The sequence below is a fragment of the Mesorhizobium sp. M1D.F.Ca.ET.043.01.1.1 genome (assembly GCF_003952385.1).
Classification (GTDB): Bacteria; Pseudomonadota; Alphaproteobacteria; order Rhizobiales; family Rhizobiaceae; genus Mesorhizobium.
Genome location: NZ_CP034444.1, coordinates 3,281,720 through 3,298,336 on the forward strand (window position 1 = coordinate 3,281,720; position 16,617 = coordinate 3,298,336).

16 protein-coding genes are annotated in these 16,617 nt (G+C 64.4%); 7 read left to right on the forward strand and 9 right to left on the reverse strand.

Annotated elements, in window-relative coordinates:
- Positions 1 to 51: 51 nt before the first annotated feature.
- A complete protein-coding gene (locus tag EJ067_RS15915) occupies positions 52 to 1,236 on the forward strand; it encodes an HlyD family secretion protein (protein WP_126086585.1) in 1,185 nt (394 codons plus the stop codon).
- 132 nt (positions 1,237 to 1,368) lie between these two features.
- Positions 1,369 to 2,973: a DHA2 family efflux MFS transporter permease subunit gene (locus tag EJ067_RS15920; RefSeq protein WP_126086586.1), complete on the forward strand. Its 1,605-nt coding sequence runs from the start codon at positions 1,369 to 1,371 to the stop codon at positions 2,971 to 2,973.
- 190 nt (positions 2,974 to 3,163) lie between these two features.
- Here the strand turns inward: EJ067_RS15920 and msrB are convergent, their stop codons facing one another.
- The 4 genes from msrB to EJ067_RS15940 form a co-directional block, all read right to left on the reverse strand.
- A complete protein-coding gene (gene msrB / locus EJ067_RS15925; RefSeq protein ID WP_126086587.1) occupies positions 3,164 to 3,667 on the reverse strand; it encodes a peptide-methionine (R)-S-oxide reductase MsrB in 504 nt (167 codons plus the stop codon).
- 195 nt (positions 3,668 to 3,862) lie between these two features.
- Positions 3,863 to 4,420, reverse strand: coding sequence for a fasciclin domain-containing protein (locus EJ067_RS15930; protein WP_126086588.1), 558 nt, complete (start codon positions 4,418 to 4,420; stop codon positions 3,863 to 3,865).
- Positions 4,421 to 4,615: 195 nt separating this feature from the next.
- The gene (locus EJ067_RS15935; protein WP_126089637.1) at positions 4,616 to 5,338 is read right to left on the reverse strand and encodes an anti-sigma factor; all 723 of its coding nucleotides are present in this window, start codon (positions 5,336 to 5,338) and stop codon (positions 4,616 to 4,618) included.
- Positions 5,335 to 5,874, reverse strand: a complete 540-nt coding sequence (locus EJ067_RS15940) for a sigma-70 family RNA polymerase sigma factor (RefSeq protein WP_126086589.1) — start codon at positions 5,872 to 5,874, stop codon at positions 5,335 to 5,337. Before EJ067_RS15940 ends, EJ067_RS15935 begins: the two co-directional genes overlap by 4 nt.
- A 164-nt stretch (positions 5,875 to 6,038) precedes the next feature.
- Between EJ067_RS15940 and EJ067_RS15945 the strand changes: the two genes are divergently transcribed.
- The 3 genes from EJ067_RS15945 (at position 6,039) to EJ067_RS15955 (ending at position 9,955) form a co-directional block, all read left to right on the forward strand.
- Positions 6,039 to 7,535, forward strand: a complete 1,497-nt coding sequence (locus tag EJ067_RS15945; protein ID WP_126086590.1) for an amidase — start codon at positions 6,039 to 6,041, stop codon at positions 7,533 to 7,535.
- A gap of 87 nt (positions 7,536 to 7,622) precedes the next feature.
- On the forward strand, positions 7,623 to 8,516 hold the full coding sequence (gene argB / locus EJ067_RS15950) for an acetylglutamate kinase (RefSeq protein ID WP_126086591.1): 894 nt from the start codon (positions 7,623 to 7,625) through the stop codon (positions 8,514 to 8,516).
- Between the two features lie 377 nt (positions 8,517 to 8,893).
- Complete coding sequence (locus EJ067_RS15955) at positions 8,894 to 9,955, forward strand: class I SAM-dependent methyltransferase (protein ID WP_126086592.1); 1,062 nt, start codon at positions 8,894 to 8,896, stop codon at positions 9,953 to 9,955.
- Between the two features lie 269 nt (positions 9,956 to 10,224).
- On the opposite strand, the gene EJ067_RS15960 is transcribed toward EJ067_RS15955, so the two are convergent.
- Positions 10,225 to 12,204, reverse strand: coding sequence for a GGDEF and EAL domain-containing protein (locus EJ067_RS15960; RefSeq protein WP_126086593.1), 1,980 nt, complete (start codon positions 12,202 to 12,204; stop codon positions 10,225 to 10,227).
- A 350-nt stretch (positions 12,205 to 12,554) separates the two neighbouring features.
- Positions 12,555 to 13,028, reverse strand: coding sequence for an Lrp/AsnC family transcriptional regulator (locus EJ067_RS15965; RefSeq protein ID WP_126086594.1), 474 nt, complete (start codon positions 13,026 to 13,028; stop codon positions 12,555 to 12,557).
- A 139-nt stretch (positions 13,029 to 13,167) separates the two neighbouring features.
- Between EJ067_RS15965 and phhA the strand changes: the two genes are divergently transcribed.
- Positions 13,168 to 14,001 (forward strand): phenylalanine 4-monooxygenase, encoded by an 834-nt coding sequence (phhA, locus tag EJ067_RS15970; RefSeq protein WP_126086595.1) that lies wholly within the window; start codon positions 13,168 to 13,170, stop codon positions 13,999 to 14,001.
- A 102-nt stretch (positions 14,002 to 14,103) separates the two neighbouring features.
- On the opposite strand, the gene EJ067_RS15975 is transcribed toward phhA, so the two are convergent.
- A complete protein-coding gene (locus tag EJ067_RS15975; protein ID WP_126086596.1) occupies positions 14,104 to 14,595 on the reverse strand; it encodes a MarR family transcriptional regulator in 492 nt (163 codons plus the stop codon).
- Between the two features lie 95 nt (positions 14,596 to 14,690).
- On the opposite strand from EJ067_RS15975, the gene EJ067_RS34590 reads away from it, so the two are divergent.
- The gene (locus EJ067_RS34590) at positions 14,691 to 14,858 is read left to right on the forward strand and encodes a hypothetical protein (RefSeq protein ID WP_189510642.1); all 168 of its coding nucleotides are present in this window, start codon (positions 14,691 to 14,693) and stop codon (positions 14,856 to 14,858) included.
- Between the two features lie 81 nt (positions 14,859 to 14,939).
- On the opposite strand, the gene EJ067_RS15980 is transcribed toward EJ067_RS34590, so the two are convergent.
- The gene (locus tag EJ067_RS15980) at positions 14,940 to 16,379 is read right to left on the reverse strand and encodes a GMC family oxidoreductase (RefSeq protein ID WP_126086597.1); all 1,440 of its coding nucleotides are present in this window, start codon (positions 16,377 to 16,379) and stop codon (positions 14,940 to 14,942) included.
- Complete coding sequence (locus EJ067_RS34595; RefSeq protein WP_168247429.1) at positions 16,376 to 16,549, reverse strand: hypothetical protein; 174 nt, start codon at positions 16,547 to 16,549, stop codon at positions 16,376 to 16,378. The genes EJ067_RS15980 and EJ067_RS34595 overlap by 4 nt, the downstream gene beginning before the upstream one ends.
- Positions 16,550 to 16,617: the final 68 nt, after the last annotated feature.

Consider the following 16,617-nt stretch of genomic DNA (forward strand, 5'->3'; position numbering starts at 1 on the left):
CAATTCGAACCGAACGGTTCAGTCTGACTGACTTTACCCAGAGAGATTATCATGTCCTCGAACGCGCCCGCTACCGCCGAAGTCCGCACGTTTCCCAACGCCAAGGTCCAGCCGTCGACCGAAGCGCCGGAGGTGCCCGTCCAGCCCGCTCCCGTCGCGCCTGTCGAGGCGCCGGCCAAGAAGAAGCGCTCGGTCCGCTCGTTCCTGTTGCCGATCATCGGGCTTGCCCTCCTCGGCGCCGGCTCCTGGTATGGCTACAACTACTGGACCGACGGCCGGTTCATGATCTCCACCGACGATGCCTATGTCCAGGCCGACATGTCGTTCGTGTCGCCGAAAATCTCCGGCTATGTGGATAAGGTGCTGGTGAGCGAGAACCAGAGGGTCAAGGCCGGCGATCCGCTGTTCGTCATCGACGACGGCGACTACAAGATAGCGGTTGCCCAGGCCGAGGCGCAGATCGCCACGCTGGCGAAGACGCTCGACCGCATCGACGCGCAGACCAAGGCGGCGCAGGCCTCGCTGGCGCAGGCCGCGGCGCAGAAGATCGCGGACCAGGCGGCGGCCGACAATGCGGCGCGCGCGCAGGTTCGCGCGGCGCAGCTGGTCAAGACCCATGTCGGCACGCAGGCGCAGTTGGACGACGCCCAGACGGCGCTCGACCAGGCCAAGGCCGCGCTTGCCGGCGCCGACGCGCAGATCACCGCGGCGCAGGCCAATATCGGCGTGCTCGAAGCGCAGCGCGCGGAGCAGGCGAGCACGCTCGCCTCGCTGCAGCTGACCCGCGACAAGGCCCAGCGCGACCTTTCCTTCACCGTGCTCAAGGCGCCTTATGACGGCGTCGTCGGCAACCGCTCGGTCGAGCAGGGCGACCTCGTCAGCCCCGGCCAGAAGCTCGCCGTCGTCGTGCCGATGGACAAGCTCTACATCGTCGGCAATTTCAAGGAGACGCAGCTTGGCCGGCTGGTGCCCGGCGAGAAGGTCCGCATCACGGTCGACGCGATCGACGGCCAGACCTTCGAGGGCACGGTCTCGTCGCTGGCGCCGGCTTCGGGCGCGGTGTTCTCGCTGCTGCCGCCCGAAAATGCCACCGGCAACTTCACCAAGGTCGTGCAGCGCGTGCCCGTGCGCATCGACGTGCCGGCCGACGTGCTGAAGACCGGCAAGCTGCGGGCCGGCCTGAGCGTCGTCGTCGCCGCCGACAGCCGCACCGCGCCGGCCTCGACGACCAACTAAGCAGTTTTGGGGGGCGGCCCGGTGGCCGATCGAGCGCCGAGCCGCCCCGCCTGCCTGGTATTTGTCTCGACGCAATTGCGTACGGAAGACCGCTACGCGCGTTTCCTGGAATTGCCTTAGGGAGGCCATGACATGGCAACCGCAACCATCACCGCAGGATCGGCGCCGGCACGGCCGGCCGCCGCCGCACCGGCCGACCACATGCCGGTGCGCCGCGTCATCGCCTTCCTGGCGATGGTGTTCGGCATGTTCATGGCGATCCTCGACATCCAGATCGTCTCGGCATCGCTGGCCGAGATCCAGGCGGGCCTCAGCGCCAGCTCCGACGAGATCCCGTGGGTGCAGACCGCCTACCTGATCGCCGAGGTGGTGATGATCCCGCTGTCGGGCTTCCTCAGCCGCATGCTGTCGACGCGCGTGCTGTTCACCATCGCCGCCGCCGGCTTCACCGCGGCAAGCGCGCTTGCGGCGACCGCCACCAACATCGACCAGATGATCGTCTACCGCGCCATCCAGGGCTTTATCGGCGGCGGCATGATCCCGAGCGTGTTCGCGGCCGCCTTCACCATCTTCCCGCCGTCGCGCCGCGCCGTCGTCTCGCCGATGATCGGCCTGGTCGCGACCCTGGCGCCGACCATCGGCCCGACGGTCGGCGGCTACATCAGCCACGCCATGTCCTGGCACTGGCTGTTCCTGATCAACGTCGTGCCCGGGATACTGGTGGCGACCGCGGCCTGGGCGCTGATCGATTTCGACAAGCCCAACCTCAAGCTGTTCTCGAAGTTCGACTGGTGGGGCCTGGTCGGCATGGCCGCCTTCCTCGGCTGCATGGAGTATGTGCTGGAGGAAGGCCCGAACCACGACTGGCTGCAGGAGCCGGCGGTGTTCGCCTGCGCCATCATCATGACCATCGGCGCGGTCATATTCTTCTGGCGCGTCTTCACCGCCGAGGAGCCGATCGTCGACCTCAGGGCCTTCAGCAATGTCAACTTCGCCTTCGGCTCGCTGTTCTCGTTCGTCGTCGGCATCGGCCTTTACGGGCTCACCTATCTCTATCCGGTGTTCCTGGGGCGCATCCGCGGCTACGATTCGATGATGATCGGCGAGGCGCTGTTCGTCAGCGGCCTGGCGATGTTCTTCACCGCGCCCATCTCCGGCATCCTGTCGAGCAAGATGGACCTGCGGGTGATGATGATGGTCGGCTTCTTCGGCTTCGCCACCGGCACCTGGTGGATGACGCATCTCAACGCCGACTGGGATTTTTATGAGCTGCTCATCCCGCAGATCCTGCGCGGCTGCTCGATGATGCTGTGCATGGTGCCGATCAACAACATCGCGCTCGGCACGCTGCCGCCGGAGCGGCTGAAGAACGCGTCCGGGCTGTTCAACCTGACCCGCAACCTGGGCGGCGCCGTCGGCCTGGCGATCATCAACACGGTGCTGATCAATCGCAACGCCTTCCACTATGCGCGGCTGTCCGAGCACGTGCAGTGGGGCAGCGAGGCCGCGCAGACGAAGCTGCAGAACATGACGCTGAACTTCGAGCAGACCGCGGGCCTCGACGCCACGAGCGCGGCGATCTCGAAACTGTCCGGAATGGTGCAGCAGCAGGCGGCGCTGCTGTCCTTCATGGACGTGTTCATGCTGCTGACGGCGCTATTCGCGACGCTCGGCTTCTTCGTTCTGTTCATCAGCAAGCCGGCCCAGCAGGGCGGCGGTGGCGGCGGAGGCCATTGAGGAGCCGGAACCCCCGCCTGGCGTCCTCAACGTGTGACCCCGGAAATCGTCGTCGATTTCCGGGGTCATTTCTTTGGAGCAATCCCAGGAAAAGTGCGTGGCAGTTTTCCGTCCGGAATTGCGCAAACACAAATGTTTAGAGCGGATCAGCGATCCTGCGAAAAGCTGAACCGCTCTGGGAGCGACGGCTTCAGGCCGCAGCCGGCTTGAAGCTCAGCGCCACGCCGTTGATGCAGTGGCGCAGGCCGGTGGGCGGCGGGCCGTCGTCGAAGACATGGCCGAGATGGCCGCCGCAGCGCCGGCAGTGGACCTCGGTGCGGGTCATGCCGAGCGAGCGGTCCGCGGTCTTGCCGATGGCGTTGGGGATCTCCTGCCAGAAGCTCGGCCAGCCGGTGCCGGAATCGAACTTCGTCTCCGACGGATAGACCGGCAGGTCGCAGCCGGCGCAGGCGAAGATGCCCTTGCGGTGCTCGTTGAGCAGCGGGCTGGTGCCGGGATATTCGGTGCCCTCCCTGCGCAGCACGTCGAAGGCGGCATCCGAAAGGATGGCGTGCCATTCGGCGTCGGTCTTGACGACCTCGAATGTCTCGGCGGCCAGAGCCGGCTTGGCGCCGCCCACGCGCAACGCCGCTCCGGTTCCTATGATGAGGGCAGTGGCGGCGGCACCGCTCCAGAGAAAGTCGCGACGGTTCATGGCCTTTGCTCCTGACGTCTTGTTACAAACTATGGCGCCGCCGGAAAATCAAAAGCCGGTGACGGTCCCCGCGCCACTCCGCGTCGACCCAAGCCCTGGCGATACGGAGCGGCGCTTGACGGCAGCACGGAATGTGGGAGGGAGAACCGTGCGGCCGGCGGGACACATCTCACTTCGCCGGCCGCACGCGCTTTGTTACATCTTCGGCAGAAGAACCTTGTCGATGACGTGGATGACGCCGTTCGACTGGCGCACGTCGGCGATCGTGACATGAGCGACATTGCCGTTCTCGTCGGTCACCGTGACCTTGCCCTTCTCCGACTTCAGCGTCAGCGCGCAGCCGCCGACGGTCTTGACCTCATGCGCGCCGCCATCGGCCTTGGCCATCTTGGCGACGTCGGCGGCCATCGCCTTGGCGGCGATGACATGGCAGGTGAGGATCTTGGTGAGCTTGTCCTTGTTCTCGGGCTTGAGCAGCGTCTCGACCGTGCCGGCCGGAAGCGCCGCGAAGGCTTCGTTGGTCGGTGCGAAGACGGTGAACGGACCGGGCGTCTGGAGGGTGTCGACGAGGCCGGCGGCCTTGACGGCGGCAACCAGCGTGGTGTGGTCCTTCGAATTCACGGCATTCTCGATGATGTTCTTCTTGGCATACATCGGCGCGCCGCCGACCATCGGATTGGCGGCATAGGCAACGGCGCCGAGCGCGGAAAGACCGATCGTCGAGGCAAGCAAAAGGGTGGCGAGTTTACGCATGGTGTCAGTCTCCTCGGGTTGTTTTTCCCGTTTGTGGGAACGCGAAGAGATACGGGCGGGGAAAAACTTAGTTTCGCAACCATCGAAGATTTTTTGTTTGTCGAGAAGAATTCAGATGCGCCGCAGTTGACCGCATGAAAGTGCACCGTCCGACGCATCGCCGGCAGATAGACTTCTACTAACCTTTGAGAACGATCAGATGCCCTTCAGGTCGCCAGCGGCGACGACGGGGCCGGTCGGCTGGCCGGTCGGCGATCCGCCGGCCGGCTCGAGGCTGACGGCGAGCACGGCGCCTTGCGCCAGCTTCTGCTGGACCGACGGCGAAACAGTCATGCGCGCGGTCTGGCCGGCAGGGATGACGCCCATCGATACCGGCGCGTTCTTGCCCTCGATCATCCACAGCTCGAAGTCCTTGCCGGCGCCGCGCTCGCCGGAAACCAGCGACAGGCCGACCTCCTGGCGGGCGGCGTCGTAGACGGCGAGGTATTTGACGCTGCTGTTGTCGGCGGCGAGCGAGGCGACCAGCCTGGTCTCGGGCGGCGGCAACGGCGGATTTGCGAAAGGCAGGGCGACAAAGACGGCCAAAGCAGCAAGCGCGGCGGCGGCAAGTCCGCGCCAGAAGGCGAGGCTCCCCAGCAGGCCGGCGCTGGGGGCTGCAGACGCGGCCGCCGAAGAGGCAAACAGCCGCCGGTCGATCGCCGCCTTGACCGAAGCCGGCGGCTCGACCGCGGCATAGGCGGCCGCCATCGGCGCGAAGCGGACCTCCCAGACATCGACCAGGCGGGCGAACGCCGTCTCGGTGTCGATGCGGCGGGACGCGATCTGGCGTTCGTCGGCGGCCAGAACGCCGAGAGCGTATTCGGCGGCGAGCAGGTCGTCGCCTCCGCGTTCCGGTCCGTTGTCTTCCGCCAGCGTCATCTTTCCAGACATTCTCTCAGTTTGAGCAGGCTTCGCCGCAGCCAAGTCCGCATCGTGTTCAGCGGAACCTTGTGGCGCTCCGCCAGCTCGGCATAGCTCTCGCCGTTGAGATAGGCGCCCCGGACGGCCGCCGCCCGGTCTTTCTCGAGTTCGTCGAGACAATGGTAGATGCGTTCGGCCTCGCCGCCCGCGACAGCCATGGCCTCAGGTCCCGGCGTCGGGTCGGCGACGTCGAGGGCTGCGTCGATGTTGGCAGAAGGACCGCGCCGCGCCCTGATGCGATCGATCGCATGGTTGCGCGCAATGGCCACCAGCCAGGAAATCGGGCTCAGATCGGAAACCGCGAAACGGTCCGCCTTCGTCCATATCTTGACGAAGACCTCCTGCAGCGCTTCTTCCGCATCTCCCCTGTCCCTCAAGACACGCAGGCAGACGCCGAAAAGTTTCCCGCTGGTCTGCTTGTACAGCAGATCGAACGCAGCCCGGTCCTTCATCGAAGTCCGGACGATCAGCTTGCTGATGTCCTGAGGCCCCATGTAGGCAAATTAGAAGATTGCGATTTATTTGCAACGGGCCGCCTGATCTTACTGAGTCAGAAAGGAGGCTTTATCCGCCAAAGACCGTCGGGCCGTTGGTCTGTCGATTCCCGATTTCGATTTGCGGCTTCATGCGATAGCCTTCGCCAAAAGAGGGGAGCGGCATGTCGATCGAACGCGTGCTTTGGGAACAGGATGCGACCGGACTTGCCGAGCTTGTGCGCAACGGGGAGATCTCGCCGCAGGAACTGGTCGACGCGGCGATCGCGCGCGCCGAGGCGACAAGGCCCGACATCAACGCCATTGCCACGCCGCTCTACGACGCCGCCAGGGCCCGGGCGAAAGCGGTCGACCGCAACCTGCCGCTTGCCGGCGTGCCTTTCGCGCTGAAGGATCTCGGCATCGGCATCAAGGGCGTGCCGATCCATGGCGGCAGCCGCATCCCGGCCTTCACGGCGGATTACAACTCGGTGATGGTCGAGCGTTATCTGGCAGCGGGCTTGATCCCGATCGCCACCAGCACCTCGCCCGAGCACGGGCTGCGGCTGATGACGGAATCGGCCCGCTTCGGCATCACCCGCAACCCCTGGAATACCGGCCACACCAGCGGCGGCTCGTCGGGCGGATCGGCGGCGCTTGTGGCGGCGGGCGTGGTGCCGGCCGCGCATGCCTCCGACGGCGGCGGCTCGATCCGCGTGCCTTCGGCCTGCAGCGGCCTCGTTGGATTGAAGACGTCGCGCGGCCGCGTGCCGCTGACGCCGTTTGTCAGCGAGAGCTGGTACGGCATGGTCGTCGACCACGCCGTCAGCCGCTCGGTGCGCGACACGGCGCTTCTGCTCGACCTGACGCACGGCGCCGATCCATTGTCGCCCTATGCGGCACGGGCACCGAAAGGCTCATTTGCCGCCGCCGCGGCGCGCGATCCGGGCAAGCTCAGCCTCGCCGTCTACCGCAGGTCGCCGCTCGGCCTGCCGATCTCGGCCGAGACGCTTCAAGCGCTCGACACGGCAGTGGCGCTGGCGCGCGAGGGCGGGCACACGGTGGAGGAGATTGGCCTGCCCTATATCGGCCGCGACTTCATCGCCGATTTCTGCCGGAGCGTCGCCTTGGCGGTCGCAGGCATGATGCGGGCCGAAGCGGTGCGCGTCGGCCGCCCCGTCAGCGGCGAGGTCGAGCGCGCGACGCGCGTGCTCGGCCGCCTCGGCGAAATGCTGTCCGCGGGCGAAGTCTATGACGCGGTACAGCGTCTCAACGCCACCTCGCGACGGATGATCGAAGAGACCGCGCGCTTCGATGCCGTGCTGATGCCGATCATCGCCCACCCGCCGCTCGCCTGCGGCGCGATGGACCCTAAGGGCGCCGACGAGCTCGTCGAAAACCTGCTCGACAAATTGCACCTCACCGGGCTGCTCAAGATCAAATCATTTTTCGGCCAGCTGATGGACAAGAGCCTGTGGTTCACCCACTGGCCGGCGATCCACAATGTCAGCGGCCAGCCCTCGATCGCAATGCCGGTGCATGTCACCGAAGCCGGCCTGCCGCTCGGCATCCAGGCCGCCGGGCGGCCCGGCGACGAGGAGACGCTTTTGTCCTTCGCCGCGCAGATGGAGAAGATTTCGGGGTGGCTCAAGCGGCGGGCGCCGCTCAAGGCGCCCGGCTGATTTCGTAATTGTGACAGCAAAGCCGTTTGCGGCCTGCGGCAATTCCCGCTAAGACGCCGCCATTCACGCCAGCTGGGATCGATACCGATGACGGACATCGCCGCCACCGCCGAAATGCAGGCCGCGCTGCTCTCCAGGGCGCTGCCCTACATGCAGCGCTACGAGAACAAGACCGTGGTGGTGAAGTATGGCGGCCATGCCATGGGCGACAACGAGCTCGGCAAGGCCTTCGCCCGCGACATCGCGCTGTTGAAGCAATCGGGCGTCAACCCGATCGTCGTGCATGGCGGCGGACCGCAGATCGGCGCCATGCTCAACAAGATGGGCATCGAATCCAAATTCGAGGGCGGCCTGCGCGTCACCGACCAGAAGACGGTCGAGATCGTCGAGATGGTGCTGGCCGGCTCGATCAACAAGGAGATCGTGGCGCTGATCAACGCCGAGGGCGAATGGGCGATCGGGCTCTGCGGCAAGGACGGCAACATGGTGTTCGCCGAAAAGGCGCGCAAGACGATGATTGACCCGGATTCCAACATCGAGCGGGTGCTCGATCTCGGCTTCGTAGGCGAGCCCGTCGAGGTCGACCGCACGCTGCTCGATCTGCTCGCGCGCTCGGAGATGATCCCGGTGCTGGCGCCGGTAGCGCCGGGCCGCGACGGCCATACCTACAACATCAACGCCGACACCTTTGCCGGGGCGATCGCCGGCGCCTGCCGCGCCTCGCGCCTCTTGTTCCTCACCGACGTGCCCGGCGTGCTCGACAAGAACAAGAAGCTGATCGACGAGCTGACGGTCGCCGAGGCCAGGGCGCTGATCAAGGACGGCACCGTGTCGGGCGGCATGATCCCGAAGGTCGAGACCTGCATCGAGGCGATCGAGCGCGGCGTCGAAGGCGTCGTCATCCTCAACGGCAAGACGCCGCATTCGGTGCTGCTCGAACTCTTCACCGAGCACGGCGCCGGCACGCTGATCGTGCCGTAACGGTTCCAGCCAATTTTCTTTCGCTTGGCACGCGCGTCTTCGATGACGGACGCGGCGGACCTCCGTTGCGTCGGTCCGCAGGTCGTCTTCGCCGAAGTCGAAGCCGCCTTGGCGCGGTCCAGCAGTTTCGCGCAGCTTTGCCACAGATTTGACCGGCGCGCAGTTAACCTCGCGCATGCCGCGAAGACGCGTCCGCCAATGCAACACGAAGGCGTTGAGGTCGTACGCATCGCCTAGGTCGACGGCGCCGTGGCTCTCGGCGGTCGAAACCTTCGGATGATCGTACTTTAGCTATAACTAATGCAGCCTCTCCTAAACTTTTATTAAAACTCTGTGCATCTATAATTGTCGCCGGGGGACCACAAGGGAATGGCCATATGGCGCTCAATCCGGACTTGAAAATCGATGAAGCAAGCCTCATCACGTCGACATTGATCAAGAAGCACAAGGCGGCGTCCGCGGAGACCGTCGACGCCGTCGAGCTCAAGGCGCGGGCGGCCCAGCTCGCCCTCGTGCTGGACCTCGCCCACCAGGCTTTCACGCGCCAGGAGCCTGCAGGGCAAATCGTCGAACGCCTGGCGGGTCGACTGCACGAATTGCGCCGCGACGTCGCTCCGGACCTGTGGCAGGAACTGATCCCGCTGGCCCAGCAGCACCGCGTGGCTGCATATCTGAGACAGGATCCGTTCACGCGCTGGTCCTTCGAGAAGCCGCGCGGCTATTCGGGCGACGCGACGCTGTTGGACATCTACTACAAGCATCCGAGCGCCGACGAGATCGTGGCGTCATCGAGCGACCTTGGCCGCGAGATCTTTGCCTATACGAGCGAGGCGGCAAGCTCGATGGCGGGGCGCGAGCGCCGCGAGATACTGGCCAAAACGGTCGACGAGACGGCTGCGCGGGTGGAAAATGCCGAGGTGCTGGCAATCGCTTGCGGCCATTTGCGGGAAGCCGAGCTCTCGAAGGCGCTGGCCGGCAAAAGACTGAAGCGCTGGATCGGCCTCGACCAGGACCCGGTTAGCGTCGGCACGGTCAACCGCGACCTCGCCGGCACGGTCGTGGAAGCCATGGACGGGTCCGTGCGCGGCCTGCTGCGGCGCGCCTACCCGCTCGGCACGTTCGATCTCGTCTATGCGTCCGGCCTGTACGATTACCTGCCGCTGCCCGTCGGCGCGCGCCTGCTTCAGCGGGCCATGGAACTGGTCAAGCCGGACGGCGAATTCCTGTTCGCCAATTTCAGCGACGAGATCACGACCGACGGCTACATGGAGACCTTCATGGACTGGCCGCTCATCCTGCGTTCGGCGAGCGACATGTGGGACATCATCAATGCCGCGGTGGACAAGAACCACGCCGACGCCGAGGTCTACTACGGATCGAACAGGAACATCGTCTACGGCAAGATCCGCAAGCGCGGGGATCTCGGGGCGCCGGCTTAAGGCGGCAGTGGAGCCGCCTCACAATCCATTTTGATTTCAAGTCGGGCCGTGCGGCGGCCCGGCTTGAAGCATGTCTCCCGAAAGTGGAAACCGGTTTCGGGACAAAGACATGCGTAAAATCAAAAACCTAGAGCAATTCCAGGAAAAGCGTGTAACGGTTTTCCGTCCGGAATTGCGTAAAAACAAATACTTAGAGCGGTTCGGCGAATCCATGAATCGCTGACCCGCTCTAAAGCGCATGGAGCGAAACCGAAAGATCGCGACGCGCTTCAGGCGACCAGGTCCCGCCTGGCCTGCTGAATCTCTTCGATCGGAACGGGGCGCCCGGTGAGGAAGCCCTGGACCGACTGAATGCCCATATGCTGCAGCAAATTCTGCTGCTCTTTCGTCTCGACACCCTCGACAAGGACCGTGTGGCCCAGGTTGCGCAGAAGCCGGACCATGTCCTGCAGCAGGCTCAGGCCGCGAACCGTCTGGCAGTCGTGCAGGAAACTCCGGTCGACCTTGACGACGTCGAACTTGAAACGGCGCAGCCACGCCAAACCGGCAAATCCGGTTCCGAAATCATCCAGCCAGATTTGCACGCCAAGGGCCCGAAGCTGCTCGATGCTTCTGGCCGCCTGCGCCTCCAGGGAAATATCGCTGCCCTCGGTGACCTCCAGCGCCAGCTTATGCGGCGCCATGCCGTGCCGGCCAAGGATCTCGGTGATGTGCAGCGGGAAATTCGGAGCCTTGAGCTGGACGACCGATACGTTGGCGGACACGACCGCCCCCAACCCATGCTCGACCATGTCGCCGCAGGCCCGATCGATCAGCCACAGCCCAAGCTCCTCGATCCCGCCGGTCTGCTCGGCGACGGGTATGAACACCGACGGGCTGATCACGCTGCCGTCGAAGTCGCGCAGCCGCATCAGCGATTCATGGCCAAGCACTTGGCCGGACGTCGCATCGCAGATCGGCTGATAGACAACGGAGACAAGTCCTTCCGAAACGGCATGCTTGAGCAGTTCCGAGAGATTCTGGCTGGCGCGCTTCTGGTCGATGGCCTGCGCGTCATAGATCGTGAAGGTCGCGCGACCCGAGAACTTGGAAGCATAGAGCGCGCGATCGGCCTCCTGCAGCAGGATGCGAAGCTCTATGCTTTGATCGGCGCGGGTCAACGAGGCGCCGGCGCTGATCGTCACGATGTTGAGTTTGTCGTCCCGGTCGGGGTGGGAGATTTTCAGATCCTCGACGGCCCGGCAGAATTGGTGGGTCACCTCGCGCAGATGATCCTGTCCGGCGACCTTGCAGAGCACGACGAATTCCTCGCCGCCATAGCGCCCCGCGATGGCGTGGTTGGACGCCGCCGTCTCGTCGAAGGCGCGGGCAAGCTCGATAAGGCAGTCGTCGCCGGCCTGATGGCCGAGCCGGTCGTTGAACCGCTTGAAGTAGTCCACATCCATGAGGATGACGCCTATTTCGTCATTGTCCCTGGCCCATTCCTTGCACAGCTCCGCGAATTCGCGCGTGATTGCCCTGCGGTTCTTGAGCCCGGTAAGCGGGTCCGTATCCGCGATCTCGATGAGCTTTTGACCGTTCTCGATGGCGACCTGCTCCTGGATCTGCGCCTGAAGCGCATGCACGAAGGTATGGTACCGCTCCATGCTGAGACGCCATGAAAGATAGAGCGACAAAACAAGGCAATTGGCGAAATAGGTCGCAAGCACCAGGCGGGCGGCTAGGTCGGCTTGAAGCACGAACAGCGTGGCGCCGGTGAAGGCGACTGTTACGGTCGCGGACGACAGCGCCGAGAGCCATAGCCGGAAATTGAAGAAAAGGTTGGCGCCAAGGATGAACACCGTGCCGAAGATGATGAAGTGAGACAGCGCCTCCTGATGCGACGTGCCGAGCGCCGACAGCAGCCACCCGATCGCGCCCGCCACGATCGCCAGGGCAGCCACGTAGTGCAGTGTGGTGATGGCAAAACCGCGTCGGGCAACGAGTTCGACAAGCACCAGGAAGGTCAGCCCCAACGACAGCCGCGTCAGGATCAAACGGTCCGCGACGTCCGGGAAAAGGAACAAGTCGAAGGCGCCGTAGGATATGTAGCTCAACACGGCCGCCGCTATGCCCCAGCGCACGACCTTGCGATTCTGGTCCGCATTCTTCTGCAGCAGCATCGCATAGAGCGTCGGATCGGCTGATTTCCACGACGGACGTGAAATCGCTTCGGTGACCCTTCGAGCCACATCCTCCGTCAACTGCATGCAACGCTCCTTTGCGATCGTCCTCCGCATGAACGGTTCGAGCAAGCGAAATCCGTCAAGTCCTTGCGGAAGGGCGAAGGCAAGCCTGATCCATTATAAGACACTAATGTTGCTAACCGGCGGTAAACGGATCGTGCAAACATTCCGGCCTGGCGTCCCGGCAATGGCTCCATACAGCAATCTCGAATTACCGGGTAATGCATGTTCGCACATCCTCCGGACTGCAAGAGAAGACGCGCACAGCATCGAGGCTGCCGAAAATCACCAATCGTGCCTTTTCTTGGGATTGTTCAGCCATAACTTCGACTGATCCTGGGAAATAGCCCAGACTTCTGTTCGAGCACGATCTATCAGCGCAAATGGCTGAGCGGCACGTGGCCCGGTCCCTTGATATTCTGCAGCACGAGCTGGGTATGGACGTCGCGCACGCCGGGCAGCCGCATCAGCCGGTGCATGACGAAGGCGTTGAGATCGTCCACCGACGGCACCATCACATGCAGCAGGAAATCGTGGTCGCCGGTCATCGTCCAGCAGGACGAGACCTCGTCCATGCGCTGCACGGCGGCGATGAAGTTTTCCGGCGAGCCGTCGCTGTGGCTCACCAGGCGGACCTGGATGAACACCTCGACCGTCAGGCCGAGCGCGCGCCGGCTGAGCACGGCAGCAAAGCCCTTGATGATGCCGGCGCCCTGCAGCGCCTCGAAGCGGCGCGCGCAAGGCGTGGTCGACAAGCCGATCTCCTGCGCGATCTCCGACACGGCCTTGCGCCCGTCGCGCTGCAGGATGTCGAGCATTCTTATTTCGAACTCATCCAACTGAGGCATTTTCACTCCTACGCATCTAAAATCGAGCGAAGTTTACCTCGAAATCCGTCGCACGGCTACAAACAAGGCTGAATTGCCTCGCCGGTCGCGGCTACGATGACGTCACGACCCGAGGATCACGATTTTTGAGGAGGAATAGATGACGATCAGCGTTGCCGACTATGCCCGCGAATGCGCGGCGCAAGGCCTTCGCGGCGACTATTCGGTGTGCCGCGCCGACTTCACCGTGGCGCAGGGCTACGAGTATTCGGCCGAGGAGCAGGCGGTATGGCGCACGCTCTGCGACCGCCAGACGAAGCTGACGCGCAAGCTCGCGCACCGTTCCTATCTCGATGGCGTCTCGGCGCTTGGGCTGCTCGACCGGATTCCGGATTTCGACGCCGTCAGCGAGAAGCTGCGCAAGGCGACCGGCTGGGAGATCGTGGCGGTGCCCGGGCTGATCCCCGCGGGCCCCTTCTTCGACCATCTCGCCAACCGCCGTTTCCCCGTCACCAACTGGCTGCGCAGCCGCAAGGAGCTCGACTACATCGTCGAGCCGGACATGTTCCACGACTTCTTCGGCCATGTGCCGATCCTGACGCAGCCGGTGTTCGCCGATTTCATGCAGATGTACGGTGAGAAGGCCGAGGACATGATCGAGCTCGGCGGCGACGAGATGATCACCCGGCTCTACTGGTACAGCGCCGAATACGGCCTCATCCAGGAAGCCGGCCAGCCGGTGAAAGCCTTCGGCGCCGGGCTGATGTCGTCCTTCACCGAGCTGCAGTTCGCGGTCGAGAGCAAGGACGCCCACCACGTGCCGTTCGACCTCGAGACGGTGATGCGCACCGGTTACGAGATCGACAAGTTCCAGCGCGCCTATTTCGTGCTGCCGTCCTTCGACGCGCTGCGCGACGCATTCGCCGGCGGCGACCTTGCCGGCATCGTCAAGCGGTTCAAGGGCCAGCCGGCGCTCGACCCGGCCACGGTCTAGAGCGCGCTCAAGGGTCCGGCTTTCGCCCAGCCGGGTGTCAGAGCGGTTCGGTCGCCGACAAAGCGGCCGAACCGCTCTGGTTCGTTCCCGGTCGCGCCGGCGTCAGCCAGCCGAAGCCGGCTCAGCCTTGAGCCTCGCCAACTGCTCGCTCTGCAGCTCGAGCGCGGCGTTGATGAAGCGCAGCACGGTCGCAAGCTCAGCATCGCTGAAGCTCGCCACCACCTTCTCGCCCTCCCGCGCGATCGCGCCATAATAACGTTCCGACAGCTCTCTGGTCAGTTCGGTCGCCTCGATCACCACCTTGCGCCTGTCCTCCAGGCTGCGGGTCCGGGTGACGAGCCCACGCGCCTCCAGGCGGTCGATCAACGCCGTCACGGCCGCCGGCGTCAGTCCCGTTGCCGTGGCCACGGCGCCCGCCGATTGCGGTCCGGCGTAAAGCAGGCCCAGACAATGCCGCTCGGCCGCGATCAGTCCGAGCCGCGCGCCCACCGCCTCGTCATAGGCCTGCGTCGCGTCCTGCCAGCGCATGACGGCGAGGCTGACAGCCGCTGTCATTTCAGCGCGATCCGTGCTTGACGAATTTATTTTGATCATCTAACTATCAATCTGTCTAACATTCAGACTATCGTATCAATATGCGACACCGGCCTTTGCACGGCAAGGGCAAAGTCGGCGACAAGGAGTGAACAATGAGCATGATTCAACAGCGCACCCCGCTCTCGAACGACGAGGAGTACAGATACGCCAAGCTGGCGATGGAATGGTATGGCTGGGGCTCGCCCATCGGCCTCGGCATTCTGCTGGTGGCGCTTGCCGCCGCGGCCGTGCTGGTGCGCGTCGCCGTGTACGGACTGTAGCGAGTCGCCATTTCCGCAAAAGGCGTGCCAAGGCGGCGCCGGTTGCCGTTCCCCGGCGCCGGCGTCGCTGCCTTTCGCCGTTCAGACCGTGATCACCTTGCTGAGATGATCCCCCAGCCGGCAGGCGAGCGCGGTGATGGTGGTCGTCGGATTACACTGTCCGGAGGTGCAGAACACGGAGGAGCCGCCGACATAGAGGTTGTCCATGCCATGCACCTTGCAGTTGGCGTCGACGACGCTCTTCAGGACATCGGTGCCCATGCGGGTGCCGCCCATGTGGTGGTGACCGGCCGTCTCCTCATTCGTCGGGTAGTCGCCGCCATTGCTGATCCAGTCGGCGATGCGCACACGGCCGAGATTCTTCTGCGCCAATGTGGTGCCGAAAAGCCTCAGGCCTTCGAGCAGCGTGCGGCGCTCGAGCGGCGACTTCTGCCAGTGCAATTCGATGCGCGGCACGCCGGCGCGGTCGACATCGGTCTTCGACAGCTCGATCTGGTTCGAGGCGAGCGGCGCCTGTTCCCAGGCGACGTAGAGCTGGGCGGCGCAACGCAGGCGCTGGCTGAGCTGGTCGGACATCCATTCCGCCATGGCGGGCGCGGTACAGGCCAGGTCCGCGATCAGCCGCTTGACGTGCGGGTAAGGCATCTCGATCAGCCTGATGCCGAAATTCAGGATCTGCAGACGCTCCATCGCGGCGAGCGTCGGCGAGAAGAAGGCTTCGTTTGAGGCGTCGACCTCGAAATCGTCGTAGCTGGCAAGGATGGCATTGCCGCCCTCGAAGGTCGGGTGCTCCATCCAGTAGCGGCCGAGCGCGGCGGCGTTCGGCACGACGCCGCCATTCGAGCGCTGGTTCGACCACAGAAGCAGCCTGGAATTCTCCAGCCCGCCGGTGCAGGTGATGAAATAATCGGCCGCGAAGGCGCCGGCATCCTGGCCGTTCGACCACAATCTGGCGCCGGTGACGCGCCTGCCGTCGCCGGCGAGCTCGGTCGCGTAGGTGTTGAGCACGACGGCGATGTTCCTGCTCCGGTCGAGCTCGTCGGCGAATTTCTCGCCGAAGCGCACGGCGCCGCTCTTGATCAGCTGCACCCAGCGTATGTCGTCCGAAATCGGCACATCCGGCCGGAAATCGGGCAGTTCGAGAATGTCGCGGACCTCGGACAGATGGGGTTCGATATCGGCGCGGCTGATCGGCCAGGCGGTGTCCGGCGCCCAGGCCTTCGGCTCGAAGTCCTGCTTGTCGAGCACGCGGCACCAGCCTGCCCAGTGGTTGGAGGAGCCGCCCATGAAGCGCAGCCTGGTGATGTCGAGGTCGAAATAGTAGTCGCCGACCGTGGTGCCGCGATAGAAATCCTGCGACTCGTCGCTGAATTCGCGCGAGCCGGCCTCAAGGATAACCACCGGGATGCCGGCGGCGCCAAGTTTCCTGGCGATCGTGGTGCCGGCGGGGCCGGAGCCGAGGATGCAGACCTTGGGCTTGAAGCTCGCCTGCTTGTAAGCCTCGTAGCTGTCGAAGATCATGCAAGATCGCTCCGCCTCAGGATCCAGCCATTGACCTCCACGATCTCGTCAGGGTCGAACCCGTTTGGCTCGGGGACGGCGGACTGGTTGCGGAACAGCGACAGCGCGGGCAGCGCGATCAGCGCCTGCAGCATCACGCGGCGCGACATCCTCTTTATGAAATAGCTCATGACACGTCTCTCGATAGGGGCTCGATGCGCATGCCGTTCCCAGGCGGCACACATGCCGCTCGGAAGCT